We start from the raw sequence: 25,597 nt of genomic DNA on the forward strand, positions 1-25,597 counted from the left end.
TTTTATTTTGCCCGTATTTTTCGTGATTATCAATGTTTTCGGTAATGTAAATTTTCAGTAAACAACCAATATTTGGTAAATAATATTGAGTCATGCACTTAAAATAATCTTGATAAGTGCTAAATTTACCAAATGGCCAAGAAAGGTAAATTAACTCCCAATCCAGTAAAAAAGATTTTCGTTTTAGATACATCCGTTATTTTATACGATCACGATGCAATAAATAATTTTCATGAGCATGATGTGGCTATTCCAATCCAGGTTTTAGAAGAACTGGATAATTTTAAAAGCGGAAACGATACCCGGAATTTTGAGGCCAGAAGTTTCATCCGTTTAATAGATCAAACCTCCAAAGAACAATTAATTAGCAACTGGGTAGCTTTGAAAGGAGCCAATGCCGGCATGTTTAAAGTGGTATTAAACGAAATGCCATTGAAAGTAGATGCAGAAGAAGTTTTTGGAAAAGGAAAATTCGACCATAAAATTTTAAATGCAGCGCTTTGCCTTAAAGAAGAAAATCCTGGTAAAAAGGTTGTGCTGGTATCAAAAGACATCTGTTTACGTTTAAAAGCCAAAGCGCTTAATTTATATGCAGAAGACTATGAAACCGGGAAAATTAAAAATGTTGAAGCCCTGAATAGTGGTAAAACTGAACTTAACAATTTTTCGGAACAGATTATAGAAGAAATTAAGAAAAACAGCATTATTGATGCTAATGACTTCGATTTTCCTGCCCCCGATGCCAATCGTTTTTATACTTTAAAGAACAAAAGAAAAACAGCCAATGTATTTTACAATTATGGGCAAAAAACAATATCAGCTGTTTCAACAGATCCGATATTCAAAATTAAGCCCAAAAATATCGAACAGGCTTTTGCAATTCATGCACTTTTAGATCCTGAAATTAAACTGGTGAGCATACAGGGAAATGCCGGAACAGGTAAAACGCTTTTGGCGGTGGCCAGTGCTTTGGAGCAACGAAAAAATTTCAGACAAATTTATGTAACCCGGCCGATTGTTTCGTTAAGTAATAAGGACATTGGTTTTTTACCGGGAGATGCAAAGTCGAAAACGGATCCTTTTATGGCCCCGATATGGGATAACCTCCGGTTTATAAAAGAACAATTTGTTGGGGACGATAAAATGTCGGCCAAAATTGATGAACTTATCAATACAGAAAAAATAGCCATTGCTCCGCTGGCATTTATAAGGGGCAGAACCCTGACTAAAATATTTTTTATAGTAGATGAAGCACAGAACCTAACCCCGCATGAGGTAAAAACGATTATTTCGAGAGCCGGGGAGCATACCAAAATTGTTTTTACCGGAGATATTTATCAGATAGACACTCCTTATCTGGATTCGGAAAGTAATGGTTTATCTTACCTGATTGAAAATGCAAAAAACCACCCTTTGTACGCACATATTACCTTGCAGAAAGGTGAACGCAGCGAACTGGCTAATTTGGCCAATGAACTGCTTTAAAAATAATTTTATTAACGTTAAATCTCACAAAAAATTAAATGTTCTCTTTACTTATTCTTTTTGTTTTAATTCGATTAGCCAATAAATATCTTGATAAAGGCGCAGATAAATTAGCCGTTATAGAAAACCCAAATATGGGCAATAAGCCTATACAAAGTTATTTTCCATTGGTTTTTCATTTGCTAATCACAGTTTTACTTCTAATTTCTTGCTTTACTCCAGGGGTACTCAACGAAGAAAGAATCCATATTCTAGTTACAGATGGAATTTTCCAATTTGTAAGCACATTTCTGATTTTAATTATTAGCATGATAAACCCATTTGCACCGCTTTCTGCAGGAATCAGTGAAAAGCTACTGGAAAAATCAAAAGAGCAGGATTTTAAATGGATGAATTGGTTTTTAAAAGGACGTAACTGGCAGCTTGTTAAAGGTTTAGCATGTGTATTAATTGTTGCCTACTTTATCAATAGCGGCTATTTAGTTATTCCCGATTTTAACAAAGGAATACTGTCAGGCGTAATCGTTTTTTTAATTGTATTCTTTATACTGAGCAATCTTATCCAATTGATTAATAACCCCATATATTTTAAAAAGGCTACTTTGTTTAGGCTATCGATGCTTTATCGTTCATTTAAGCTATCGTTTTTTATTGCAGGTGGAATAATATTATTAATTTTTATTATTTCGCTGGTACTAAACCTGGAAATAAAAAATATTGTAAACTTAGAAGGTATAGCTTTATTGGTTTACAACATCATTATGGCTTATAACGAGTATAAAGTATTAGATACCAGATTGATTAATGATACTTCCGTAGTGCCCTAATTGCAATAAATAAACCTATTAAAGTTAAAATTGCACTTAATATAAACGGAGCGCCCGGAAAATATAAGGGGGTGCCTTTTTCAATAAAATAAACAAAAATATGGCTGGCTAAAAATGGACCAATAATGGCTGCCAAACTTTGCAAACTTGTTGTAATGCCCTGAATTTCGCCCTGTGCATTTTCCGGTACCTGATTAGAAATAATGCTCTGCATGGCAGGACCGCCAATTCCGGCAAAACAATAAGGTAAAATAAAGAGCATCATCATCCATCCGGTTGTTGCAAATGCAAAACACACAAAACCAACGATATACAACATTAAACCATAATAAATGGCTTTTCTGTTGCCGATTTTAGGAATAATAATCCGGATTAATCCACCCTGAACAATGGCTATTACAATGCCAACAACGCCCAGGGAATAACCAATCATTTTTGAATCCCACTTAAATTTTTCAATTACATAATAAGACCAGTTTGATTGTACCGAGTGACTGGCAATATACAAAAGGAGCAGGGTAGCCAATAAACCTAATATTGCCGGATATTTAGCCGCATTTAAAAAAGCCCCAACAGGGTTGGCCCGTGCCCATGAAAATTTTCTTCTTTTATCCTGTGAAAGAGATTCCGGTAAAATGAAATATCCGTATAGCCAGTTAATAAGGGCTAATCCTGCCGAGATCATAAAAGGTACCCGCAAGCCATAAGTACTGAAAAGACCACCTATAATTGGCCCTAATATAAAACCTATACCAAATGCTGCCCCAACCATTCCAAAATTTTGTGCTTTTTTTTCTGGTTCAGAAATATCGGCTATGTAGGCCATTGCTGTGGTAAAACTTGCGCCGGTTATACCAGCAATAATCCGCCCGATAAAAAGCCAGAATATAGAAGGAGCAAAGGATAAGAAAATATAATCAATGCCTAAGCCAAATAAAGAGAAAAGAAGAATCGGTCTGCGGCCATACTGGTCACTTAAACCACCCATAATAGGCGAAAAAATAAATTGGGCTAAAGCAAAAGCCACCATCAGATAACCGCCGTAATCGGCTGCAACACTTAAGGTTCCACCGGTAAAATCCTGAATTAATTTTGGCAAAACAGGGATAATTATTCCAAAACCGGTAAAATCTATCAGCAGAGTTACCATAATAAATGCCATTGCAGACTTCTTTTGTTCAGCCATTTGATAATCGGATTAGAATACAAAAGTATTATAAAAATTATTTTCCCGTCAGGTTATTTTTTTATGGTTTTGTAAGTCCTTTTTTACCCTAAAACTTTTCAACAATGCCTTATTTCGGCATAATTTTGCTAAATTCGCAAGGTTATAATAATACCTTTTTAAACTTCGTTTTTGATAACGATAAAATAATTTATGGCAGAAGATTTAGAAAATCAACAAAACGACAAAATCATCCAAATTAACATAGAGGAGCAGATGAAATCTGCCTACATTGATTATTCAATGTCGGTAATTGTATCAAGAGCCTTGCCTGACGTGCGTGATGGATTAAAACCGGTTCATCGCCGTGTTTTATACGGAATGCTTGATCTTGGCGTAACCAGCAATAAACCACATAAAAAATCTGCCCGTATTGTGGGTGAGGTTTTAGGTAAGTATCACCCTCACGGTGATGCATCCGTATATTTTACCATGGTTCGTATGGCTCAGGATTGGAGTTTACGTTACCCGATGGTAGATGGACAGGGAAACTTTGGTCACATTGATGGTGACTCTCCGGCTGCAATGCGTTATACGGAGGCACGTTTCTCTAAAATTGCAGAAGAAATGCTTGCCGATATCAATAAGGATACGGTAGATTTTCAGCTAAACTTTGATGATACTTTACAGGAGCCAACGGTTTTACCTGCAAAAATCCCTAACCTTTTGGTTAACGGATCGTCAGGTATTGCTGTAGGTATGGCCACCAATATGGCACCGCATAACTTAACTGAGGTTATTGATGGAGTGGTAAACTATATTGATAACCGCGACATTACCATTGAGGAACTGATGAAGTTTGTAAAAGCGCCCGATTTTCCTACAGGTGGTATCATTTATGGTTATACTGGTGTTAAAGAAGCTTTTGAAACCGGTCGTGGCCGTATTGTAATGCGTGCTAAGGCTGAAATTGAAAACGCCAAAGACCGTGAAGTGATTATTGTTACTGAAATTCCTTATCAGGTTAATAAAGCCCAAATGATTGAGCGTACAGCTGAATTGGTTGGAGAGAAAAAATTGGAAGGCATTTCAAACATTAAAGATGAATCGAATAAAGATGGTATCCGTATTGTTTACGAAATTAAGCGTGATGCAAATGCATCTATCGTTTTAAACAACTTATATAAGTACACCGCATTACAAACCTCTTTCAGTGTAAATAATATTGCATTGGTAAAAGGTCGTCCGCAAATGTTAAATCTAAAAGATTTAATCGTACATTTTGTGGATCACAGACATGATGTAATTGTTCGTCGTACGAAGTATGAATTAGCTGAAGCGGAAAAACGTGCACATATTTTAGAAGGTTATTTAATTGCTTTAGATCATTTAGATGAGGTAATTAAATTAATCCGTGCATCCGAAACACCTGAAGAAGCCCGTGTTGGCTTGATGGAGAAATTCGGACTGAGCGATATTCAGGCCCGTGCTATCTTAGATATGACGCTTCGTCGTTTAACAGGACTAGAGCGTGATAAGATTAAAGAAGAGTATGCCGAATTAATGAAAACCATCGAATACTTAAAATCTATCCTTGATGATGAAGGTTTGCGTATGCAGATCATTAAAGATGAGTTAGAAGAGATTAAGCAGAAATTTGGTGATGAGCGAAGAACAACCATCGTTCACTCGGCTGAAGATATGAGCATGGAAGACTTCATCGATGATGAAGAAGTTGTAATCACCATTTCTCACGAAGGTTATGTAAAACGTACCGCTGCAACTGAATTCAGAGCACAGGGTAGAGGCGGAAAAGGATCAAAAGGCAGTACTTCAAGAAATGAAGATTTTATTGAACACATGCTTGTTGCCACCAACCACAATTATATGTTGTTCTTTACCGAGGCCGGAAGATGTTTCTGGTTAAGGGTTTACGAAATTCCTGAAGGTTCAAGAACCAGTAAAGGAAGAGCGATTCAAAACATCATCAACATTCCTAAAGAAGAGAAAATTAAGGCCTATATTAAAGTTAAAAACCTTAAGGATCAGGAATATTTAGAGAATAACTTTATCATTATGTGTACCAAAAAAGGTACCATTAAGAAAACTTCTCTTGAGGCCTATTCACGTCCGCGTGTTAACGGTATCAATGCCATTAACATTAACGATGGCGATCAGTTACTTGAAGCTTGCTTAACTAACGGAGAAAGTGAAATTGTAATGGCTTTACGTTCAGGAAGAGCCATTCGTTTCAACGAAAAAACCGTTCGTCCGATGGGTAGAACTGCTACTGGTGTACGTGGTGTTACGCTTGGACATGAAAAAGATGAAGTGGTTGGTATGATTGCCATAAACAATCCGGAGGTTACGGTGTTAGTAGTATCAGAAAAAGGTTATGGAAAACGGACGGACATTGATGATTATCGGGTAACTAACCGCGGCGGTAAAGGGGTAAAAACCATTAACGTTACTGAAAAAACAGGGCAATTAGTTTCCATAAAAGACGTTACTGACAGTGAAGATTTAATGATTATTAACCGTTCGGGTATTGTAATTAGAATTGCAGTAGCAGATTTAAGAGTAATGGGACGTGCAACACAGGGCGTTAGGTTAATTACTTTTAAAGGTGATGACGAAATTGCATCGGTGACTAAGATAGACCATGAGGAAGAGGAAGAAGAAACAATCGATGCAGAAGGTGTAGTAATAGATGGAGAAACAGCAGAAGGGGAAGAAACTAAAGAAGATCCTGCAGATTCTGATTCAACTGAAGAAAACGAAAACTAAATCAATTTATAAAAAAAGTATAATATTAATTATGAAAAAAGTAATTCTTAGTATATTGTTTGTAGGTGCAGCCACCTTAACATTTGCGCAGAAAAGCGAAATTGCGGAGGCTAAAAAAGCCTGGGGTATTTTTCAGGCCATGGGCCAGGGCTTACCTTTGCCTAAAAAATTAGAATCTTTAAAAGCGGCAATAGCACACACTGATAAGGCTATTGCTGATGAGAAATCTAAAGTAATTCCTGAAGCATGGTCATACCGTGCATTACTAACTTCATCAGTAGCTGTTTTAGATACTACCGATGCTGCAAACGCAAATGCAAACATTAAACTTGCTCAGGATGCAATTACAGAAGCTAAAAAATTAGATACTAAAAATGCAGAGAAAGAAAATATCACTTTAGCTGAAACTAATATTGCAAACGCGGTTAGAAATGGCGGTGTAATGGCTTATACCAAAAACGATTTTAAAACAGCTTACGAAAAATTCGTTGAGGCAACTGTAATTAATCCAACCGATACAGCAATGTATTTAAATGCAGGTATTGCAGCCAGAAACCTTGAGGATTATCCTAATGCCATTAAACAATTTAAAAAAGTAATTTCTTTAAATTCTCCTCAGTCTAAAGAGTTGTATGCAGAAGTTATTGATATGACTTTGAAAAAGCAAAAAGATACAGTTGCCGGTTTAGAGTTGCTGAAAGAAGCAGGTGCTAAATATCCGGATAATGCAGATTTTATTAAAACTGAAACTCAAATTTATATTGACAAAGGTGATGCTGCAAAATCGGAGCAAATGTTAAACGCATTAGCCGTTAAAGAACCGAATAATGCAAATTATCAGGTTTTATTAGGCAATATTTATTTCACTCAGGCTTTAAAATTACAGACTGACAGAAATAAAATTGACCCTAAAAAAGTTAAAGAATTTAATGAGGTAACAGCGAAAATGACTGGCTTGTTAGATAAATCATTACCATATTACAAAAAAGCACTAGCGGTTGATGCAAACAATCAGGGTGCTTTAGAAACTTTGAAAACAATCTATGCCTTCAAAAATGACACAAAAAATTATGATGACATTAAGAAACGTTTAGATGCATTGCCTAAACAGTAATCGACCAATTAATTAAAAAAAGAGTCTTGATTTTATCAGGACTCTTTTTTTTTGATTATTTTTACGTTTTTAGCCGGGTGCTTATTGCTTAATTTATATTTTCTTATGCAAAGTCGTTTTAAATTATTGATTCCGTTTTTAGTATTTATTTCGTGTAGTGCTTACGCTCAAAAAAGCCAGATTCTTATTGCCAGAAATGCAGTAGGTAAACTACAGGCTTCAATAGCGAATAAAGAGGATGAGAAAAAACAATTAACAATCATTGCAGAAGGGCTTAAAGCATCAGAATCAGCCGAAAAAGATAAAAAAACCATGAATTGGCCCGAAACCTGGTCAATTAAGTCTTACTTAACATCTTATGCTTCGTTAATCGATACAGATCCGGCAAATTCAGAAAGATATTATGATTTAGCTGTTGCTGCAGTAAAACAGGCAAAAGAGCAGGATAAATATGAAGATAATGCAGGTTTGATTAAGGCATCCCAGCACAATATTTTAATAAAAAAGCAGGATAGGGGAACTGCTTCCTATTTTAAAAACGAGTTCAGAGAGGCTTTTGATGATTTAAAAGAGGTAAGCGACAATTTCCCTGCTGATACTACATTAGCCTTAAATACAGCGATTTGTGCATTAAATATCCAAAATTACGATGAATCTCTTAAGTTTTTCAAGAGAGCTAAAGATAATGGAATAAAAAATCCGGCTGTTTATCAAAAAATGGCCGAAATGTATGTTTCAAAATTTGATAATGAAACAGCTGTTAAAACCTTAGAAGATGGTTTAGCGTTTAATCCTTATAATCATTTCTTAACCAATGATTATATTAATCTTTTATTAGATACCGAAAATTACGATAAAGCACAGACTTTAATTGATAATAATTTAAAAGTTGAAAAAGGAAATAAACTTTTATTTTTTCTGTATGGTTATTTACAGCAAGTAAAAGGAAATAATTCTTCGGCAATTTCAGCTTACGATAAAGCTTTGGTAAAAGATCAGAATTACTTTGATGCACTTTATCAATTAAGCTTAGCATATATCAATACTGCAAACGACGTTTTAAAGAAAAATAGCGCTGATAAAAATGCTCAGTATAGTTCGTTAATTAACCGTGCACAATTTGCTTTACAACGTGCAAATGAAATTAATCCCAACGATCGTAAAACAGTTCAATTGCTAATCGATATTTACACCCGTAAAAACGCGTTAGACAAAGTACAGGAACTAAAAAGAAAACTTCAGGAATTTTAATATTTAATAAAATGATCAAGAGGTGAGTGATATATTTTTTACAAGTTAACATAATATTAATTATAAGACATTAATTCATTTAAAAATAAACAAACATTTAATATGAATTCTTGGTTATTTATTTTTAGGTGTTTTATTGTCACTTTTGCCCCTGTAAGTTGTCGTTTATACCACCTACAATGCATTAGTAATCTTTAGAAATTTGTGATAATCAATACATTCAAAACATATTAATTATGAAAATACAGATATGGGCCAATTTAGGCGTTAAAAATTTAGAACGAACTGAAGAGTTTTACACTAAACTGGGTTTTAAGAAAACTCCGGGGCAAAAAAGTGATGAGTTAACCAGTTTTTTATTTGGCGATGACGATTTTGTGATTCACTTTTTTAAAGATGAAAATTTAAAAAAAGCGATGAAAAGTGATTTATCTGATCTCAGCAAAGGCAACGAAGTTATATTTTCGATCTCGGCAGAAACTGAGGCTGAGGTTAACGACTGGGCTGTAAAAGTAAAGGATGCCGGTGGTAATGTGTTTAGCCCACCAGAAGGCTTTCAAGGCATGTATGGTTGTGCCTTTACCGATCCTGACGGACATAAGTTTAACATTTTAAAATGGAAGTAAGCAGATTAAAAGGATACCGCAACACACTATTAAGCCGGTTAGATTTTATATTTATTTTTAACCATGTACGATCACTTTACCCTTCCTGAAGCCGATGCTTTACAAATAGCCCTATCCAGGAAACTTATTTTACAGCCATTAAAAAGGATTAATACGATTGGCGGAGCTGATATTTCTTTTAATAAAGGCAGTTCGACTATGTATGCCGGAATAGTGATTTTAAGTTTTCCGGAGCTGATTGTACAATCTTACGCACTCGAAACGTACGAAACAACTTTTCCTTACCAACCCGGATATTTGGGTTTTAAAGAAGTACCTGCATTGTTAAAAGTGTGGGATTTGATTCCGGTAAAACCGGATGTTGTAGTACTGGATGGCAACGGGATTCTACATCCCCGACGAATGGGTGTTGCCTCACATTTTGGCGTACTTACCAACCAGGCAACTATTGGTTGCGCCAAAAGCATTTTATATGGCGATAATCACCTGCCGGAGAAATCTAAGTTTAGTGCTGCAGAAATAAAAAGTCACGGTGAAACTTTGGGTTATGCTTTAAGAACCAAAGACAATAATAAACCGGTTTATGTATCAGCAGGCCATTTAATTACGACTGAACAGGCCCTAGCTGTGATTAAAAAATGTATCGGAAATTACAGAATACCTGAACCTACTCGGTTAATTCACGATCTGGTAAATGATTTTAGAACGGGTAAATTAAAGGCTGGTTTTCATATTAAAGATCAGCCCCTAACCCTATTTTAAATCCAGTTAATTCCTTTTTTTAATAATTGAAGTGTTTTTTCTTCTTCCGAACCTTTTACAGGCTGAATATTATACCCCCAATTGGCTTGCGGAGGTAAACTCATTAAAATCGATTCTATCCTTCCATTGGTTTCCAAACCAAATTTAGTTCCTGAATCGTAAACCAGATTAAACTCTACATACCGGCTCCGACGCTGAAACTGCCATTCTTTTTGTTGCGCTGTAAATTCTTTATCGCGGTTTCTGTCAATCAGTTCAGTATATACCGGCAGAAAAGTTTCGCCAATGTTTATTGAAAAATCTAATATTTCCGACCAGGTTAAATTTGTGTTCTCCGGTTTCAACCGGTCATAAAAAATTCCACCAACACCACGGGTTTCTTCACGGTGTTTAATAAAGAAATAGTCGTCAGCATGTGTTTTAAACTTTGGATAAAACTCAGGATTAAACTCATCGCAGGCATCTTTTAGCTTATGATGAAAGAAACGGGCGTCGTTTTCAAAAACATAATGTGGCGTTAAATCAATACCACCACCAAACCAACGGGTGTTTTCATTCAGTTCAAAATACCTGATATTCATGTGAATAATGGGTACCAAAGGATGATTTGGATGAATAACAATAGAAACCCCGGTTGCAAAAAAATCTTCTTCACTCACGTTAAAAGCCTTTTTTATGGCTTCAGGAAGTTTACCGTAAACAGCAGAAAAGTTTACCCCACCCTTTTCAATAATATTGCCCTTTTGCATAATGCGGGTACGACCTCCTCCTCCACCTTCACGTTGCCAAAGTTCTTCCTCGAATTTGCCTTTTCCATCAGCAATTTCTAACCCTCTGCAAATCTCATCCTGAATTTGCTGATATCTTTCTGCTACCTCTTCTTTAAACATGGCTCCTCGTCTTTTGTAAAACAAATTTAAGGCTATTCATTTAGCTATTTCGATTTAAGTTTAGATAGTACAATCTGTTGACAGTTGATCAAATGATATGCAATTGTCAGCATATTCAAATTTATCACGAAAAAAGAATAAAGGCTATTCTTCCAGGTAATCCAAATCTTTATTGAAACTTTCTTTTAACTGGCTAAGTGCAAAAACTGCAATTACCGTTAAAATGGCCATTAAGATAAAGCCGGCAGTAATGTTACTGTATTTCTTCGCCAAAAACAGAAACAGAAAATTAATTGGAATTAATGCGCCCCTTACGAAATTTGGAGCCGTGGTTGTAACTGTTGCCCGGATATTGGTTCCAAACTGTTCTGCAGCAATGGTTACAAAAGTTGCCCAATACCCTACTGAAAAGCCCATAAATAAGCATAAATAAATAAAAGTCTGACCATTTAAACCATAACTCGTCAGGTAAACAATTACACTTATGGCAGATAGAAGGTGAAAAATGAAGACTGTTTTTCTCCTCGATTTTAAAACCTGAGCCAATAAGCCAGTCACCACATCGCCTATGGCAATTCCAAAATAGGTAAACATAATTCCCGTTCCGGCATTTAAAGGTTCAGTTGAATGTAGTTCTTTCCCAAATTCAGGAGAAAGAGTAACTAAAATACCAACCACAAACCACAGCGGAATACCAATTAAAATGCAATATAAATATTTTAGAAATCGTTTTTTATTGCTGAAAAGCATGAAGAAATTCCCCTTTGATACTTCAGAAGATTTTACTGCATTTTTAAACATGCTCGATTCGAATGTACCAACCCTTAATAAAAGTAAAAGTATACCCATTCCGCCGCCAACAAAATAAGAAGTTTGCCAGGTAAAATTTTCTGAAATTAAAGTTGCTGCCGCCGCTCCCAATAAACCCACGCCGGCGACAATCATGGTTCCGTAGCCACGTTTTTCTTTATCCATGGTTTCGGTAACCAGGGTAATACCTGCACCCAATTCGCCTGCTAAACCTATACCTGCAATAAAACGAATAATGGCATAGCTGTTTACAGAATTTGCAAAACCATTGGCGATATTTGCCAGCGAGTATAATAAAATGGAACCGAAAAGAACTTTTATTCTGCCCAGCTTATCGCCCAAAATCCCCCATAACAAACCGCCTAAAAGGAGTCCGAACATTTGCATATTGATAATGAAAATTCCGTTTTCCTTTAAATCCGATGCCGAAACACCAATTTCAGTTAAGCTTTTTACACGCACTACTGAAAACAGCACGAGATCGTAAATATCTACAAAATAGCCAAGTGCGGCTACGATAACTAAAAAAATGATATTACGATTGTTTGCTGTTTGGGATTCCATTTATTATCTGGTTGAATTTAATTGCTGAAAGTACAAATTCATCCAAATAAAAAGAAGGGGTATCATAAATTTATTTCCGCTATCTTAAACCAGTTGAATGCTTAAAAATGCTTTCGACAGGCTCGGGATCACAGATTTATATTTATGGATACCCCCTCTTGGTATGCCCCTACATTGGCGGCATATGTTTTGTTGTATCAGGTGGCGTTTTTTTAGAGGTGTCCGCCGGATTTTTCTTGGTAGTATCCAATGGCGGAATTTTAGTGGAATCCATCGTCGTACTGTCTGAAGAACCAGCCATATTTTTTGATGAATTGCATGCTGATGCAGCGATCATTAAAGAACCCGCAAAAGCAAGACTTAAGATTATTTTTTTCATAGTTTTAATGTTAACTATAAATTTAACAACCTTATAGTCATTTGGTTTTATTTTTCTTTGGCAGTGTAATTTATTCAGCCGTGATGAATCTTTAATTTATTGAGCAATTCTGGCGAAACATTTTCGGCATAAACCCCGTAACCATCTACTAAAACACCCCTTAAATTGCCCACATTCGAAGAAATTGCATATACAACAGCACTATCGGCCGGATCTGTCATACCCTCGAAACGGTACACCTCATCAATCTCAAATTCTTCGGGCATTAGGCGTAAATCAATTTCTTTACACTCCAGATATTCCGGCGTAAGGTTAAAATCTAATTCATAACCTCTTTTATCAAGGCCGGCAAGTGCCGCAGTAACTGTATCGTAAATATGCATAGTCTAATTTACCAAAATATTACTTAAACATCATCTTCAAAACTTTAAAACCTGATAAAACTTTCTGATATTAGCCATTATGATCATTTCTCAAAACACCCTTAAATGGGTAATGCGCTTTTATCCGCCCTTATTCTTTCAGCGCATTTGGGTTAAAAAGTTCGAAAACGAATTTAGAAGCTGTACCGTTAAGCTAAGTAAAAGCATTTGGAATAAGAATTACAATGGCTCTATTTTTGGTGGTACCATTTATGCAGCAACAGATCCTTTTTATGCACTGCTATTTGATCAGCTTATGCAAAGACGTGGTTTTAAAGTTCGTGTATGGCTAAAAAGTGCTTCCATACAATATTTAAAGCCTGGCCGGTCTACCCTTTATTTTACCATTAACATTAGCGATGAAATGATTGCTGAGGCTGAGCAAGCCCTTAAAACCGTAGGCAAATTTGTGAAGGCTTACCCAATGGAAATTACCAATAAGGATGGTGAGTTGTGTGCTACTGTAATGAACGAAGTATATATCCGAAACCTGCATCAGGGTGAAACACCCCGTGTTGCTTACTAATTTGATGATTTATGGCTGGTATTAAGAATTTAATTTTGCAGGGCGAAGGTGTTAGCCTTGATTTTAAGAAAACGATTACCAATAATGAGAAAATAGCTAAAAGTCTTGTTGCCTTCGCTAATAATAAAGGTGGCAAATTATTAATTGGCGTAGCCGATGACGGGAGCATTAAGGGTGTAAAATCTGAAGAAGAAGAAAAATATATGATTCTTAAATCTGCCCATCAGTTTTGCAAACCCGCTTTAGAACCCTCTTTTGAAGAAGTGTATGTAGATAATAAACTTGTATTGGTGGCCAATATCCCCGAAAGCGATACCAAACCCCACTATGCTTTGGACGATCAGAAAAAATGGTGGGCTTATATTCGCATTGATGATAAAAGTGTTTTAGCCAGCCGCATTATTCTGGATGTTTTAAAACAAGACCAGAAAAATAATGGTGTAATGATTTCTTATTCTGATAATGAGAAGAAACTGCTGGAATTTTTAAGCGAAAATGATAAAATCACCCTAAAAGAATTAAGTAAACTTTTGCGGTGCTCCTATCGCAAAGCACAAAAAATATTGGTTAACCTTATTTTAACCAATGTTATAAAATCGCATACCACCGAAAAGGAAGAGTTTTTCACAGCTGTTAAATAATATCTTTTTTAATGCGGTTTAAAAATCCGATTTTTGCAATCTCTTATTGTTATTATTGGTTTTTCATTCCGGGCATCGCGAAGAATCTCTAAACCATTATCCATTGTACAATCAGCTTTCATTTAGCCGGTATTTCATTGTCCGAAGGTTTTTCGTTACAATCTGAACAGACAATAGAGCATAACTTATTATTGATTTTTTGAAGCAACTACCCAATGTCATCTACTTTCTATACTAAATATAAATCTTATTACAAAGAAAATCTTCACCTGGCCCTGCCAATTGTAGGTTCTCAGCTGGGGCATACGCTTGTACATATGGCCGATAGTATTATTGTCGGGCATTTTACCGATACCGAACAATTGGCCGCTGTATCTTTGGTAAACAGTATTTTTATGTTGGTTTTAGTTATCGGTTTGGGTATTTCTTATGGCTTAACCCCGCTAATTGCACAAGAAAACGGCAGGCAAAATTATACCGAATGCGGAAAATTACTGTCCAACAGTTTAATCATTAACTTAATCGTTGGAATAGTACTGTATATCCTGGTGCATTTCGGCGTTTTGTTAATTATAGATCACCTTGACCAAACACCCGCAGTAGTAAAATATGCCAAACCCTATTTAAGTTTACTGGCCATTTCCATTATTCCACTGCTTATTTTTCAAACTTTTAAACAGTTTGCCGAAGGATTAGGTTTTACCAAGCAAGCCATGTTTGTTTCTATATGGGGTAACATGCTGAATGTAATTTTAGGGGTTATTTTTGTAAAGGGCATGTTCGGAATTGCACCAATGGGGGTTAAAGGAGTTGGTTTAAGTACACTAATCGATCGTATTTTAATGGCTATCGTGATGACGGTTTATGTTTTAAGATCGCAAAACTTTAAAAAATACCTGGTTAGTTTTAAAGCCACATTTTTTGATAAAATAAGGGCGCTTAAAATTATAAAAATAGGTATGCCGGTAGCTATGCAATATTCATTTGAAATTAGTGCATTTAGTGGCGCAGCGGTTTTAATTGGAACTATTGGTGCGGTAGAACAGGCTGCACACCAAATTGCCATTAGTTTGGCCGCCATGACTTATATGATTGCGAGTGGTGTAGCTTCTGCAGCAACCATTAAAACCGGTAATAATTTTGGCAAGAGCAACTTTGTTGATTTACGCAAATCGGCCATTGCCAGTTACCATGTAATTTTAGCTTTTATGACGGTGACCGCTATTATTTTCATTTTTGCCAATCAGTTACTGCCTTTTATCATTACAGATGATTTAGCCGTTATTAAAATTGCTGCTCAATTATTAATTATTGCCGGCTTTTTTCAGTTGTTTGATGGAACACAAGTCGTTGGTTTAGGTGTGCTGAGAGGTTTAGGTGACGTAAATATACCTACCTTTATCACTTTCCTGGCTTATTGGGTTATTGGCATTCCGGTTGGCTATTTATTGGGTATTGTTTTTGGTTTAGGCGTAAACGGCATTTGGTATGGGTTAACTTTAGGCCTTTTAACAGCCTCTATCCTACTATTTCTTCGCTTTCAGAATAAAACAAGAATGCTAAACAAGCAGATTGAAGCTAATTAAGAATATATTTTGTGTAGGCCCGCTCCTGCCAGAATTTATAATTATTTTCTTCTAATTTTGTTCCGCTAAAAATTAGATGGATAAAACCATTCCTTTCAACTAAAACAGTATGAAAAATTTTTCCATCCGGATTTTTAATTAAAATAAAACCGGTCTGATCAGATTTCCAGCTTAGTTTTTTATCATTTTGATTGAAAATAAATTTCTCATTTAAATCTTTAACCATCAGTTTGCTCCGGTACCAGGTGCCACCTGTAGGTGATACAATTGGTTTGCCATTTAAAACCACAGTACTATCATTGTAAGCAATAACCTGTAAGTAATGCTGCTTGCTTTTAAGCCAGTTGTTAAGTTTGTCACGGTGCAAATCGGTTTCGTAAGCATATGTAGCATCTAAAAAGCCAATTCGCTCAATCAGATCTGATATTTTAGGATTCGCATTGAGGTAACCAAAAATAAAACTTCCTCCTCCGCTATGACCGGTTAAAGTTAATTTAGGATGATATTTTTGATATTGATCAGCAATACAACGAACTACATTATTGATTAACTCGTTGCTGTTGCTGTATTTTCTTCGCCATGCCGGCCAGCTTTTTAAATTATTTTCAAGATAAATCACTACGTAATTTGTTGCCGGATCTACCTTTCTGATCAGTTCGGTTTGTGCACCGATATGCTGGATGTTAAAATGCCAGTCATCCGATGCCGAAGTATTTTTTCCGAAGGATTGAGCCGTATTGTTGCCATTGGGTAAAGCAAAAATAATCACCTTTAACGGTTTTGCCTTACTAAGCCGGGGTGGCTCATCAAAAGTGAGCGTTACTCCTGAATCTAATTTAAGCTGTTTTAAAGAATTGAATTTCTGTTCAAAAGAAACCTGAGCCTTTAACTGAATTGAAAAACCAACAAAAAGAATAAACAGGAATAATTTCATACGCTAAATTTAACCAAACTTAGTTTATGATTAATTATTTTCCACCAACATTTACCACCACACCAATGGTAAATATAGAATTGCCAGCTGACATATATTTCCGGCTTTTTAAGCCAATATTACTGCTGGTGGTATATTGTAGCTGTATAACTTTACTTAATGCCATACGCGTAAAGAAAATGGGTTCAAAGAAAATATTATCTTCTTTGGGTTGCACCACCCCATTTATAAAAAATCTATCCATAGTTACATGGCTGATGCGAAGGGCTGTTCCGTAATTAATTGGAAAATTAGTGCCAAAAAGCTTTAAGTTGTCCTTTTTCTTGGAGCTGTAGTTAACCTGAATAAATGCTTTACGGTAATCAACATCCTGCAATTGGGTACTAACCACTACATCTTTTTCAAAATCGCGGTAAGTAATGTCGCTCCAGCCCTTGCCCACTCCCCCATATATTTCTATAATCCGGTTATCATCCGGGCCAAAAGTATTAAAATATCCACCACCAATTTCAATCAGCTTGTGTTTAAAATCTTTACCTCTTCTTTCGTTACTCATTGCCGAGCCACTAAAAAGAACACCAACATGATCAGAAACGGCATAGGCTCCATTAATACTGGTATTGCCTTTTAAAGAAATATGTCCGCCACCGCTAAATTCGCCTTGCTTGCTTAACATAGGCGTATTAGGAACATTTGGCATATAAACTGAAGAACAACCGCTTGCAAAAAGCGCTAAAACAGGGATAATCAGACGCAGGAATTTAATCATAGATGTTATATTAACAGATAAAAAGGACTAAATATTGTGTTAAGGAATTAGAAATTACTTTAAAGCCTGTTCATTATAAGTTTTAATAATCTTTCTGATTTCGTTAAAAGCATAAGTATCAGCATCTTTAAACTGAGCAGAAAGCGCTGTGTTATCTGCAATAAATTCGTTTAATGTGGCTTTACGGTCCTTTTTGCTGTTAGAGATATTAATAATGTGATTTGTTTTAATAAGCTTGAAACCTGATTCGCCTTTTTCCGCATACCATTGAATATCCGTTGTACTGGATACCATTGCCGTTTTCCCACTCATCATAGTTGAAGTTCTGAGTTGCTGATAGAGATTAATTTTTCCGGTTTCTAAACGCTCTAAAAAGGTCGAATAACCATTCGGAAAGATTATCGAAACATAAGGATGTTCATATTTGCTGTAAAAATATTCTTTAATTTCTTTCGGCTTAACCTTAATGTAACGATCAGAACCTTCTGCTTTATACTTTATAGCACCAAATATTTCTTCTTTAATTTCACAGCGGATGGTATCCCCCTTGCTGGTGATCACATAATCGTTTTTAATCTGCGAGAAGGAAAATTTAGCACTGCACACTAAAACAAATAAGCATAAAAATCTATTCATCAGACTACTGTTTAAGGTTATATTTCTTTAAATTAATTTAGTATAATTCAGGTTCATAAAATCCATTACCCGTTTAAATTCATCCTGAATATTGGCTTTAATATGAATTTTATTCTGAGTTACTGGGTGGATAAACTGCAATTCAGAAGCGTGCAGCAACATAGTGGTCATTTGCCACTGCTCCTTAAAAAATTTATTCTGTTTATTGCATCCATGTGTCCTATCACCAATAATGGGATGTAAAATATGGCTAAAATGCTTTCTTAACTGATGCATTCTTCCGGTTAGTGGTGTAGCCTCAACCAACGAATATCGCGAAGTTGGATGTTTGCCAAAAGCAACCGCAATTTCAGCCCTTTGAAGCGTTATAAAAGAGGTAAAAGCGTCCTGAATTGTGCCATTTTCTTTTGCCAGCGGATAATCAATATCCATTGCATCGGGTGTAAAACCCCGTAAAATAGCCAGGTATTTTTTGCTGACTTCCGCAGTCATAAATTGCTGGTGCATTGCTTTTTCTGCATCTTTATCGAAAGCAAATAATAAGATACCGCCTGTTTTACGATCCAGTCGGTGAACCGGACTTACATGCTTGCCAACCTGGTTGCGAAGCATTTGCAAAGCAAACTCCGTTGCATCTCTGGCAATAGCCGATTGATGAACCAGCAAACCATGAGGTTTATTGATTGCAATTAAATATTCGTCCTGGTATAAAATTTCAAGCATAATTTTAAAAAGAAGGCGAAGATAAGGATATTGCTTTAATTAGAATTATAGTTTCAGAATGTGTTACCCTCATTCAGATCTGTTAGTCAGTTCTTCTTACTGCTTATACATTAAACATATCAAAAGCCAGCCTAAAAGTATTACAATGTGCATCAACAATATCTTTAATGTCTTTAGAATATCCTCCGCCCATACTCACCTGAACCGGGACTTTTTTATCCATACACATTTTAAAAACCATCCGGTCACGCTCTTTACAACCTGCTTTGCTCATCGCCAGTTTTCCAAGTTTATCGGTAGAAAGAACGTCTACACCAGATAAATAGAAAACAAAATCAGGATGGTGTTGCTCAAATACGTCCTTAAGATGGCCTTCTAAAAGTTTCAGGTATTCCTCATCACCCAGGCCATCATTTAAAGGAACATCTAAATCTGATTGTTCTTTTCTGAAAGGGAAATTCTTATCCGCATGCATGGAGAAAGTAAATACCCTGGGCTCATTTATAAAAATTTCTGCAGTTCCATTGCCCTGATGTACATCTAAATCAATAATTAAGATTCGGTTAGCTATTTTATTATTTAACAAGTAATTAGCTGTAATTGCCTGATCATTTAATAAGCAAAATCCTTCGCCCCAACTGTGGCCTGCATGATGGGTACCTCCGGCAACATTAAAAGCAATACCATTCGATAAGGCATAATTTGCCCCATCAATGGTTCCTTGTGCAATTCTCAATTCTCTCTCTACCAACTGTGCATTTAAAGGAAAACCAATTCTACGTTGTTCTCTTGGCGGAAGTGTTAAATCTCTAAGCTGTTCCCAATATTCTTTTTGGTGTGTGAGCAATACATTTTTTTCCGTTACTAAATCAGGGCTAAATAGATTGGCCTGCTCAATTGTTCCTTCATGCAGCAATTGTTCAGGAATGAGCTCGTATTTGAGCATAGGAAACCGATGTCCCTCAGGTAAGGGATGTGCATATAAGGGATGCCAGGCAATTTTAATCATTTACGCCAAAATCTCCTCTACATGTTTTTCAATATTGTTGCAAATTTCGTCCACCGGCAAATCATTGGCATCCTGTCCAAACGGATTTTCTATTTCTTCCGCAATCAACTCTAAACTTGCCAGTACATAAAGGATAAAAGGAACAATTAGCACCAAAAAATAGCCTAAACTAAATACCCATCCAATGGGTAAGGTAATGACGTAAATAAAGATGAATTTTTTAATAAATGCACTGTAAGAATACGGAATTGGTGTGTTTTTGATCCTTTCGCAGCCACCGCAAATATCGGTAAACTGGTTAACATCCTGTGTTAAAATAATCAGCTGTTCCTGCGAAATCAGGTTTCTTTCTAATAACTCATATAACCTCATAATCATACTCGAGGCAATTTGATTGGGAATGTGTTTACCCTCTTCCACCTCAATCAGAAAGCTGTTTTTGCCAAAATACTTCTTCTCTCTTAAATGTTCTTTTAGTGCAAAAGCATACTTGGGAATTCCATATTCGAAAAATTTAACATCTTCTTCAGTTAATTTAAGGGCCTTAATTTTCATAGCAAAATTGCGGCTAACATTAGTCAGGGCGCCTAAAAGCTTACGTCCATCCCACCAACGGTCATACGAAGTATTGGTTCTGAATACCAGCAGCATGGAAATTACAAAACCCAGCAAACTGTGCATCATGCCTACATTGGTTACATAACTGCTTTTAGAAAGTTGCAGAAAATGCAATTCAATATACGCAATAGCACCTGAAAAAAAGGCTACACCAAGCATAAGCGGCCATAATTTTCTAAAAGTATCGGCCTTATGGACATGAAAAATAAAGGTTGACCAGTCTTTTGGGTTGTAATTAATCATTTTAGAATTTATTTGGTGCCTAAAATAGTTGTGCTCACGTTAAGTAAAGCCTTTCCGGTAAGGAATATATCTTCGTAAGAATTGTACAGCGGAATGGGACTTAAACGAATAACATCGGGTTCTCTCCAATCGCCAAGAATATGATTGTCCACTAAACCATCAAAAATTTCCTTTCCTTTTTCCCTTGCAATAATAGAAAGTTGCGCACCACGATCTTTCGAATCCTTTGGAGTTATAATTTTATATTGCTCCTCGCCTAATTCTATATTTACTTCATTTATAATAAATTGAAGATAATTGGTTAAAGTAATACTCTTGTTTCTTAAAGGCTGAATAAAGCCTGCCTTTTCAAATATTTGAAGCGAGGCATGGTATAAAGCCATAGGCATTACCTGCGTGCAACTCACCTGCCAGCCATCTGCTCCAACTTCAGGAACAAATCCTTTTTCCATTTTAAACCTTTGGTTTTCCTGATAACCCCACCAGCCGGCAAAGCGGTTCAGTGCTGTATTTGTAAAATGTTTTTCGTGAACAAAAATCCCACTTATGCCGCCTGGACCAGAATTTTGATATTTATATGAACACCAGCAGGCAAAATCAATATTCCAATCGTGCAATTTAACCGGAACATTTCCGGCAGCATGAGCTAAATCAAAACCTACAATGGCGCCCACTTCGTGGCCAACTTTGGTGATGGCTTCCATATCAAACCATTGTCCGGTGTAATAATTTATCCCACCAAACAGCACCAAAGCCAGTTCGTCGCCATGCAACCTGATTTGAGCCTGAATATCCTCTGTTCTTAAAGTTTCTTCACCTGCTCTTGGAAAAACCTCAATAATGGCCTCTTCAGGTTTATATCCATGAAACTTAACCTGGCTTTCAATGGCATACTGATCGGAAGGAAATGCGCCGCCTTCCATAATAATTTTGAACCTGTTGCCTTTGGGTTGGTAAAAACTAACCATCAGCAAATGAAGATTAACCGTTAGCGTGTTCATTGGACAAACCTCAGCCGGAGAAGCGCCAACTATCGGTGCCATTAACTTTTTTAACTCCTTATGATAAAACATCCAGGGGGTTTCTCCTTCAAACCAACCCTCAACGGCATGGTTTTCCCAGTTATCCAGTTGTCTTTTTAAAACCTCATGTGCTACTTTAGGTTGTAATCCTAAAGAATTACCACACAGATATATAAATTGTTTTCCGTTTTGATTTGGAAATAGAAATTGTGTTCTAAATCCGCGGAGCTCGTCGGCTTCATCCATTGCTTTTGCAAAAGCCAGATTGTTTTCAAAATTCATTGCTTCAATATTACAAAAAAAGCAGGTATTGTTTCCAATCCTGCTCTATAAGAAGTTTAAATAAAGTTAAATTCTCTGTTTAGTTATAAAAACCTGAAGGCTTTGTTGCATTAATTATACCTTATTCGGCTTGCTTACATATTTATTTCCTTTCACAAAAAAGCGCCAGGGTAATAAGGCATGTTCCTTTGCGTAGGCAATGCCCACTCTCGGACCTGCAACAATTTCTTCATCCTGGTAAGTGATCTGATGATCTTCGATCCAAATCTCGGTACCATTTAAATCTTTAGTGTTAAAAGAACGGTCAATACCTAAAGCCTTTGCAACAGAACCTGGCCCTGATGAAATCGCTGCTTTCGTAAAGGGCATATTACGGCGTTCTTCTATAATTTTCTTACCATCTAATGGCTCAACAGCACGAATAAGCACAGCGTGAGGATCATCTTTTACTGAACTAACCACATTAAACAAATTGTGCATGCCGTAACAAAGATAAACGTAAGCAATCCCCCCTTGGTTAAACATTACTTCCGTCCGGTTGGTACGGCGACCGCCATAAGCGTGAGAGGCCTTGTCTTTAATACCAAAATAAGCTTCAGTTTCTACAATAATGCCCGAAGTGATTTCGCCATTAATTTGAGTGTAAAGCACCTTACCCAAAAGATCTTTGGCCAGGGCAACAACATCTTCATTTAAATAATATTCGGGCTTTAGCTTCAATGTACTTATATAATCTAATGATTTAACAAAATAGAGATAACCTTTTCTAAATAAACCTGATCTGTTGTATTAAAATGATTCAAATGCTCGCTATCTACATCCAGTACACCGATTACTTCACCATTTTTAATCAACGGCAAAACAATTTCCGATTGCGATAAAGAACTGCAGGCAATATGCCCTGGAAACGCTTCAACATCAGGTACAATTAAGGTTTTTGCTTCTGCCCACGAACTTCCGCATACACCCTTTCCTTTTTGAATCCGGGTGCAGGCTACCGGTCCCTGAAAAGGCCCTAAAACCAGTTCATCCTGTTTAACTAAATAAAAACCTACCCAAAACCAATTAAATTGTTCTTTTAATGCCGCACAGGCGTTGGCCATATTGGCTACAAAATCCGTTTCTCCGGCTAATAAAGCTTCAATTTGCGGTAATAGTGATTGATACTGTTCTTCTTTAGTCGTACCTCTGTTTATCGTTAAGTCTTCAGCCATAAAAATTGTATATCCCACAAAGTTAAAAATTACAATTATGTTCCCTGCCCAATCTCCAAAACATTACAACCTTACAACAATAAAATTTATAACGTTGCTTAAAATCCTTAGTTTTGGCATTTAAACATCAAAATCACACCCAAATGAATAAGAAAACCTTAATCTTTACTTCATTGCTTTGCTTAGGCTTAACACAATTGGCTTATAGTCCGCCAGACGAAGGTATGTTTCCATTAAGTGAAATACATAAACTTGATTTAAAAAAAGCAGGTTTAAAGATTGATCAAAATGAAATTTATAATCCCGGAACACCCAGTTTAGTAGATGCGCTTGTAAACGTTGGTGGCTGTACCGGATCATTTATCTCCAACGAAGGTTTAATTGTGACCAACCATCATTGCGCTTTTAGTGCTGTACAATTGGCAAGTACCCCTGAGCATGATTATTTAACGGATGGTTTTGTAGCCAATACCCGGGAACGTGAAATTGAAGCCAAGGGACTAACCTGCCGCATTACCGATAGTTACGAAGACGTTTCTGATCAGGTTTTAGGTGCTATTGCGCAAATTGACGATCCGGCATCGAGAATAAAACTAATTAATGAGGTAATGAAAAACATTGCCTTAGACGCTGAAAAGAAAGATCCTACTATTAAAGCAGAGGTTTCTGAAATGTTTATTGGCAAATCTTATGTTTTATTCCGTTACAAAACCATTCAGGATGTGCGCTTGGTTTATGTACCCAGCAGAAACATTGGAGAATATGGTGGCGAGACAGATAACTGGGTTTGGCCACGTCATACGGGCGATTTCTCTTTTATGAGAGCTTATGTATCACCTGATGGAAAACCGGCTAAATACGCAAAGGAAAACGTGCCTTATAAACCTAAAAAGTTTTTAAAGGTTAATCCGAATGGAACCAATGAAGAAGATTTTGTCTTTATTTTGGGTTATCCGGGCCGTACGTTCCGTCATCGCCCGGCGGCCTACATTGAATATCAACAGGATTATTTATTGCCATACACGTCAGAATTATACGATTATCAAAACGCAACAATGGAAAGTGTTGGTAAAAAAGATAAAACTACTGAACTTAAGCTGGCTACCAGGATCAAGAGAAATGCCAATGTACTGAAAAACTACCGCGGTAAGTTAAAAGGTTTAAAAGGTATTGGTTTAATTGCTCAAAAAGAACAGGAAGATGCTGCATTGGCTGCTTTTATTAACAACGATGTAAATTTAAAGGCAAAGTACGGCACGCTGATGAATGATATTGATCAAACTTATAAATTGATTAATGGTGATGCCAACCGCGATTTATGGCTTGGCCAGATCTATACTTCTACCAGTTTGTTAAATGTAGCTAAAAACATTAATGCTTTTAAAACAGCTATGGATGAAGTGCCTACAGATAAAAAACAAGCTTTCTTTGAGCAGAACCTGCCTAAACTCAAAACAGCTTTAGCAGGCATTTATGAAGCTTATGATATTGATGCCGACAGAAGAATATTTAAACGCATGGTATTGGATGCTTCTAAATTTAAACCTAACCAAAGGGTTGTAGCTACGGATAAGATTACCAACAAAGGCGCCAACAGCGAAACATTGACCGATGATTTTATTAATGACGCCTTTGGATTAACCAAATTAAAAGATCAGAATTACGTAGTAAATAGCCTTTTAAAAAGCCCAAAAAGCATTAGCGATTACAATGATGCCATTCTGGTTTTTGAAAAAGATATTGCAAAACAGATACAGGAATTAAAACCCGAAAAAGACCGACGCGAAGGAGTTGTAAATAAGTTAATGGGAGATTATGTAAATGTAAAGGAGAAATTTTTGAAGAAAGATTTCATTCCTGATGCCAACAGTACACTGCGCCTCACTTATGGCTATGTACGTGGCTACTCTCCTGCAGATGCGAGTTATATGCGCCCGTACACCACAATTAAAGGGATTTTAGAGAAAGGTGCTACCGGAAATCCTGAATTTGCTTATCCGGCGCTAATTAAAACGCTTTGGGAGGCCAAAGATTTTGGAAATTTCGCCAAAAAAGACTTAAAAGATGTTCCGGTATCATTTTTATATAACATGGATACCACAGGAGGCAATTCAGGCTCTCCTATTATGAATGCTTATGGTGAGTTAATCGGGGTAAACTTCGACAGGGCCTATGAAGCAACGATTAACGATTATGCGTGGAACGAAAGTTATAGCCGCTCTATTGGTGTAGATATCCGTTATGTTTTATGGGTAGCTCAGAAAATAGATAAAGCTGATTTTCTTTTAAAGGAAATTGGGGTAAAACTTTAA

25 protein-coding genes are annotated in these 25,597 nt (G+C 36.4%); 11 read left to right on the top strand and 14 right to left on the bottom strand.

What is annotated here, in order from left to right; all coding sequences use genetic code 11:
• Positions 1-132: 132 nt before the first annotated feature.
• Both O0955_RS07025 and O0955_RS07030 read left to right on the top strand, forming a co-directional pair.
• On the top strand, positions 133-1,485 hold the full coding sequence (locus tag O0955_RS07025; protein ID WP_269426831.1) for a PhoH family protein: 1,353 nt from the start codon (positions 133-135) through the stop codon (positions 1,483-1,485).
• A gap of 38 nt (positions 1,486-1,523) precedes the next feature.
• Positions 1,524-2,312 carry a hypothetical protein gene (locus O0955_RS07030; RefSeq protein WP_269426832.1) on the top strand — a complete coding sequence of 263 codons (789 nt, stop codon included), beginning with the start codon at positions 1,524-1,526 and terminating at the stop codon, positions 2,310-2,312.
• Here the strand turns inward: O0955_RS07030 and O0955_RS07035 are convergent.
• Complete coding sequence (locus O0955_RS07035; protein WP_269426833.1) at positions 2,287-3,498, bottom strand: TCR/Tet family MFS transporter; 1,212 nt, start codon at positions 3,496-3,498, stop codon at positions 2,287-2,289. The two genes, O0955_RS07030 and O0955_RS07035, sit on opposite strands and share 26 nt — an antisense overlap.
• 192 nt (positions 3,499-3,690) lie before the next feature.
• Here O0955_RS07035 and gyrA point away from each other — a divergent pair, with 192 nt between their 5' ends.
• From gyrA to O0955_RS07060, 5 genes are all read left to right on the top strand, one after another.
• Positions 3,691-6,264, top strand: a complete 2,574-nt coding sequence (gene gyrA, locus O0955_RS07040; RefSeq protein WP_269426834.1) for a DNA gyrase subunit A — start codon at positions 3,691-3,693, stop codon at positions 6,262-6,264.
• Between the two features lie 31 nt (positions 6,265-6,295).
• Positions 6,296-7,378, top strand: coding sequence for a tetratricopeptide repeat protein (locus O0955_RS07045; RefSeq protein WP_269426835.1), 1,083 nt, complete (start codon positions 6,296-6,298; stop codon positions 7,376-7,378).
• Between the two features lie 105 nt (positions 7,379-7,483).
• Positions 7,484-8,629 carry a tetratricopeptide repeat protein gene (locus O0955_RS07050; protein WP_269426836.1) on the top strand — a complete coding sequence of 382 codons (1,146 nt, stop codon included), beginning with the start codon at positions 7,484-7,486 and terminating at the stop codon, positions 8,627-8,629.
• A 236-nt stretch (positions 8,630-8,865) separates the two neighbouring features.
• Positions 8,866-9,255: a VOC family protein gene (locus O0955_RS07055; protein WP_269426837.1), complete on the top strand. Its 390-nt coding sequence runs from the start codon at positions 8,866-8,868 to the stop codon at positions 9,253-9,255.
• 63 nt (positions 9,256-9,318) lie between these two features.
• Positions 9,319-10,017, top strand: a complete 699-nt coding sequence (locus O0955_RS07060; RefSeq protein WP_269426838.1) for an endonuclease V — start codon at positions 9,319-9,321, stop codon at positions 10,015-10,017.
• Here O0955_RS07060 and hemF read toward each other — a convergent pair.
• From hemF to O0955_RS07080, 4 genes are all read right to left on the bottom strand, one after another.
• Positions 10,014-10,907: an oxygen-dependent coproporphyrinogen oxidase gene (gene hemF, locus O0955_RS07065; protein WP_269426839.1), complete on the bottom strand. Its 894-nt coding sequence runs from the start codon at positions 10,905-10,907 to the stop codon at positions 10,014-10,016. The genes O0955_RS07060 and hemF overlap by 4 nt on opposite strands.
• Positions 10,908-11,051: 144 nt before the next feature.
• The gene (locus O0955_RS07070; RefSeq protein WP_269426840.1) at positions 11,052-12,281 is read right to left on the bottom strand and encodes an MFS transporter; all 1,230 of its coding nucleotides are present in this window, start codon (positions 12,279-12,281) and stop codon (positions 11,052-11,054) included.
• 169 nt (positions 12,282-12,450) lie between these two features.
• Entirely contained in the window at positions 12,451-12,660 is a 210-nt protein-coding gene (locus tag O0955_RS07075) for a coproporphyrinogen III oxidase (RefSeq protein ID WP_269426841.1), read from the bottom strand.
• A 74-nt stretch (positions 12,661-12,734) separates the two neighbouring features.
• Positions 12,735-13,043 (bottom strand): phosphoribosylpyrophosphate synthetase, encoded by a 309-nt coding sequence (locus O0955_RS07080; protein WP_269426842.1) that lies wholly within the window; start codon positions 13,041-13,043, stop codon positions 12,735-12,737.
• 79 nt (positions 13,044-13,122) lie between these two features.
• On the opposite strand from O0955_RS07080, the gene O0955_RS07085 reads away from it, so the two are divergent.
• The 3 genes from O0955_RS07085 (at position 13,123) to O0955_RS07095 (ending at position 15,835) form a co-directional block, all read left to right on the top strand.
• Complete coding sequence (locus tag O0955_RS07085) at positions 13,123-13,608, top strand: PaaI family thioesterase (RefSeq protein ID WP_269426843.1); 486 nt, start codon at positions 13,123-13,125, stop codon at positions 13,606-13,608.
• 11 nt (positions 13,609-13,619) lie between these two features.
• Positions 13,620-14,249 carry an AlbA family DNA-binding domain-containing protein gene (locus tag O0955_RS07090; protein WP_269426844.1) on the top strand — a complete coding sequence of 210 codons (630 nt, stop codon included), beginning with the start codon at positions 13,620-13,622 and terminating at the stop codon, positions 14,247-14,249.
• A gap of 215 nt (positions 14,250-14,464) precedes the next feature.
• On the top strand, positions 14,465-15,835 hold the full coding sequence (locus O0955_RS07095) for an MATE family efflux transporter (protein ID WP_269426845.1): 1,371 nt from the start codon (positions 14,465-14,467) through the stop codon (positions 15,833-15,835).
• Here O0955_RS07095 and O0955_RS07100 read toward each other — a convergent pair.
• The 9 genes from O0955_RS07100 to O0955_RS07140 all read right to left on the bottom strand — a co-directional run bounded on the left by O0955_RS07100 (position 15,828) and on the right by O0955_RS07140 (position 23,285).
• Entirely contained in the window at positions 15,828-16,769 is a 942-nt protein-coding gene (locus O0955_RS07100; protein WP_269426846.1) for a hypothetical protein, read from the bottom strand. The two genes, O0955_RS07095 and O0955_RS07100, sit on opposite strands and share 8 nt — an antisense overlap.
• A 34-nt stretch (positions 16,770-16,803) precedes the next feature.
• Positions 16,804-17,538 carry a hypothetical protein gene (locus O0955_RS07105; RefSeq protein WP_269426847.1) on the bottom strand — a complete coding sequence of 245 codons (735 nt, stop codon included), beginning with the start codon at positions 17,536-17,538 and terminating at the stop codon, positions 16,804-16,806.
• A 54-nt stretch (positions 17,539-17,592) separates the two neighbouring features.
• Positions 17,593-18,174, bottom strand: coding sequence for a hypothetical protein (locus O0955_RS07110; RefSeq protein WP_269426848.1), 582 nt, complete (start codon positions 18,172-18,174; stop codon positions 17,593-17,595).
• Positions 18,175-18,201: 27 nt separating this feature from the next.
• A complete protein-coding gene (locus tag O0955_RS07115; RefSeq protein ID WP_269426849.1) occupies positions 18,202-18,897 on the bottom strand; it encodes a pseudouridine synthase in 696 nt (231 codons plus the stop codon).
• A gap of 103 nt (positions 18,898-19,000) precedes the next feature.
• A complete protein-coding gene (locus O0955_RS07120) occupies positions 19,001-19,906 on the bottom strand; it encodes a histone deacetylase family protein (RefSeq protein ID WP_269426850.1) in 906 nt (301 codons plus the stop codon).
• Complete coding sequence (locus tag O0955_RS07125; RefSeq protein ID WP_269426851.1) at positions 19,907-20,767, bottom strand: bestrophin family protein; 861 nt, start codon at positions 20,765-20,767, stop codon at positions 19,907-19,909.
• An 8-nt stretch (positions 20,768-20,775) separates the two neighbouring features.
• Entirely contained in the window at positions 20,776-22,071 is a 1,296-nt protein-coding gene (kynU, locus tag O0955_RS07130) for a kynureninase (RefSeq protein WP_269426852.1), read from the bottom strand.
• Between the two features lie 114 nt (positions 22,072-22,185).
• Entirely contained in the window at positions 22,186-22,791 is a 606-nt protein-coding gene (locus tag O0955_RS07135) for a DNA-3-methyladenine glycosylase (protein ID WP_269426853.1), read from the bottom strand.
• 14 nt (positions 22,792-22,805) lie between these two features.
• Positions 22,806-23,285, bottom strand: a complete 480-nt coding sequence (locus O0955_RS07140; RefSeq protein WP_269426854.1) for a GAF domain-containing protein — start codon at positions 23,283-23,285, stop codon at positions 22,806-22,808.
• Between the two features lie 143 nt (positions 23,286-23,428).
• Between O0955_RS07140 and O0955_RS07145 the strand changes: the two genes are divergently transcribed.
• Positions 23,429-25,597: a S46 family peptidase gene (locus O0955_RS07145; RefSeq protein WP_269426855.1), complete on the top strand. Its 2,169-nt coding sequence runs from the start codon at positions 23,429-23,431 to the stop codon at positions 25,595-25,597.

It is taken from the genome of Pedobacter punctiformis (assembly GCF_027213715.1).
Lineage (GTDB): Bacteria > Bacteroidota > Bacteroidia > Sphingobacteriales > Sphingobacteriaceae > Pedobacter > Pedobacter punctiformis.

What these genes read in the sequence shown, in the direction of transcription:
- O0955_RS07025 (WP_269426831.1), top strand. Translation starts at nt 133, where the DNA reads ATGGCCAAGAAAGGTAAATTAACTCCCAATCCAGTAAAAAAGATTTTC.
- O0955_RS07030 (WP_269426832.1), top strand. Translation starts at nt 1,524, where the DNA reads ATGTTCTCTTTACTTATTCTTTTTGTTTTAATTCGATTAGCCAATAAA.
- O0955_RS07035 (WP_269426833.1), bottom strand. Translation starts at nt 3,498, where the DNA reads ATGGCTGAACAAAAGAAGTCTGCAATGGCATTTATTATGGTAACTCTG.
- gyrA (WP_269426834.1), top strand. Translation starts at nt 3,691, where the DNA reads ATGGCAGAAGATTTAGAAAATCAACAAAACGACAAAATCATCCAAATT.
- O0955_RS07045 (WP_269426835.1), top strand. Translation starts at nt 6,296, where the DNA reads ATGAAAAAAGTAATTCTTAGTATATTGTTTGTAGGTGCAGCCACCTTA.
- O0955_RS07050 (WP_269426836.1), top strand. Translation starts at nt 7,484, where the DNA reads ATGCAAAGTCGTTTTAAATTATTGATTCCGTTTTTAGTATTTATTTCG.
- O0955_RS07055 (WP_269426837.1), top strand. Translation starts at nt 8,866, where the DNA reads ATGAAAATACAGATATGGGCCAATTTAGGCGTTAAAAATTTAGAACGA.
- O0955_RS07060 (WP_269426838.1), top strand. Translation starts at nt 9,319, where the DNA reads ATGTACGATCACTTTACCCTTCCTGAAGCCGATGCTTTACAAATAGCC.
- hemF (WP_269426839.1), bottom strand. Translation starts at nt 10,907, where the DNA reads ATGTTTAAAGAAGAGGTAGCAGAAAGATATCAGCAAATTCAGGATGAG.
- O0955_RS07070 (WP_269426840.1), bottom strand. Translation starts at nt 12,281, where the DNA reads ATGGAATCCCAAACAGCAAACAATCGTAATATCATTTTTTTAGTTATC.
- O0955_RS07075 (WP_269426841.1), bottom strand. Translation starts at nt 12,660, where the DNA reads ATGAAAAAAATAATCTTAAGTCTTGCTTTTGCGGGTTCTTTAATGATC.
- O0955_RS07080 (WP_269426842.1), bottom strand. Translation starts at nt 13,043, where the DNA reads ATGCATATTTACGATACAGTTACTGCGGCACTTGCCGGCCTTGATAAA.
- O0955_RS07085 (WP_269426843.1), top strand. Translation starts at nt 13,123, where the DNA reads ATGATCATTTCTCAAAACACCCTTAAATGGGTAATGCGCTTTTATCCG.
- O0955_RS07090 (WP_269426844.1), top strand. Translation starts at nt 13,620, where the DNA reads ATGGCTGGTATTAAGAATTTAATTTTGCAGGGCGAAGGTGTTAGCCTT.
- O0955_RS07095 (WP_269426845.1), top strand. Translation starts at nt 14,465, where the DNA reads ATGTCATCTACTTTCTATACTAAATATAAATCTTATTACAAAGAAAAT.
- O0955_RS07100 (WP_269426846.1), bottom strand. Translation starts at nt 16,769, where the DNA reads ATGAAATTATTCCTGTTTATTCTTTTTGTTGGTTTTTCAATTCAGTTA.
- O0955_RS07105 (WP_269426847.1), bottom strand. Translation starts at nt 17,538, where the DNA reads ATGATTAAATTCCTGCGTCTGATTATCCCTGTTTTAGCGCTTTTTGCA.
- O0955_RS07110 (WP_269426848.1), bottom strand. Translation starts at nt 18,174, where the DNA reads ATGAATAGATTTTTATGCTTATTTGTTTTAGTGTGCAGTGCTAAATTT.
- O0955_RS07115 (WP_269426849.1), bottom strand. Translation starts at nt 18,897, where the DNA reads ATGCTTGAAATTTTATACCAGGACGAATATTTAATTGCAATCAATAAA.
- O0955_RS07120 (WP_269426850.1), bottom strand. Translation starts at nt 19,906, where the DNA reads ATGATTAAAATTGCCTGGCATCCCTTATATGCACATCCCTTACCTGAG.
- O0955_RS07125 (WP_269426851.1), bottom strand. Translation starts at nt 20,767, where the DNA reads ATGATTAATTACAACCCAAAAGACTGGTCAACCTTTATTTTTCATGTC.
- kynU (WP_269426852.1), bottom strand. Translation starts at nt 22,071, where the DNA reads ATGAATTTTGAAAACAATCTGGCTTTTGCAAAAGCAATGGATGAAGCC.
- O0955_RS07140 (WP_269426854.1), bottom strand. Translation starts at nt 23,285, where the DNA reads ATGGCTGAAGACTTAACGATAAACAGAGGTACGACTAAAGAAGAACAG.
- O0955_RS07145 (WP_269426855.1), top strand. Translation starts at nt 23,429, where the DNA reads ATGAATAAGAAAACCTTAATCTTTACTTCATTGCTTTGCTTAGGCTTA.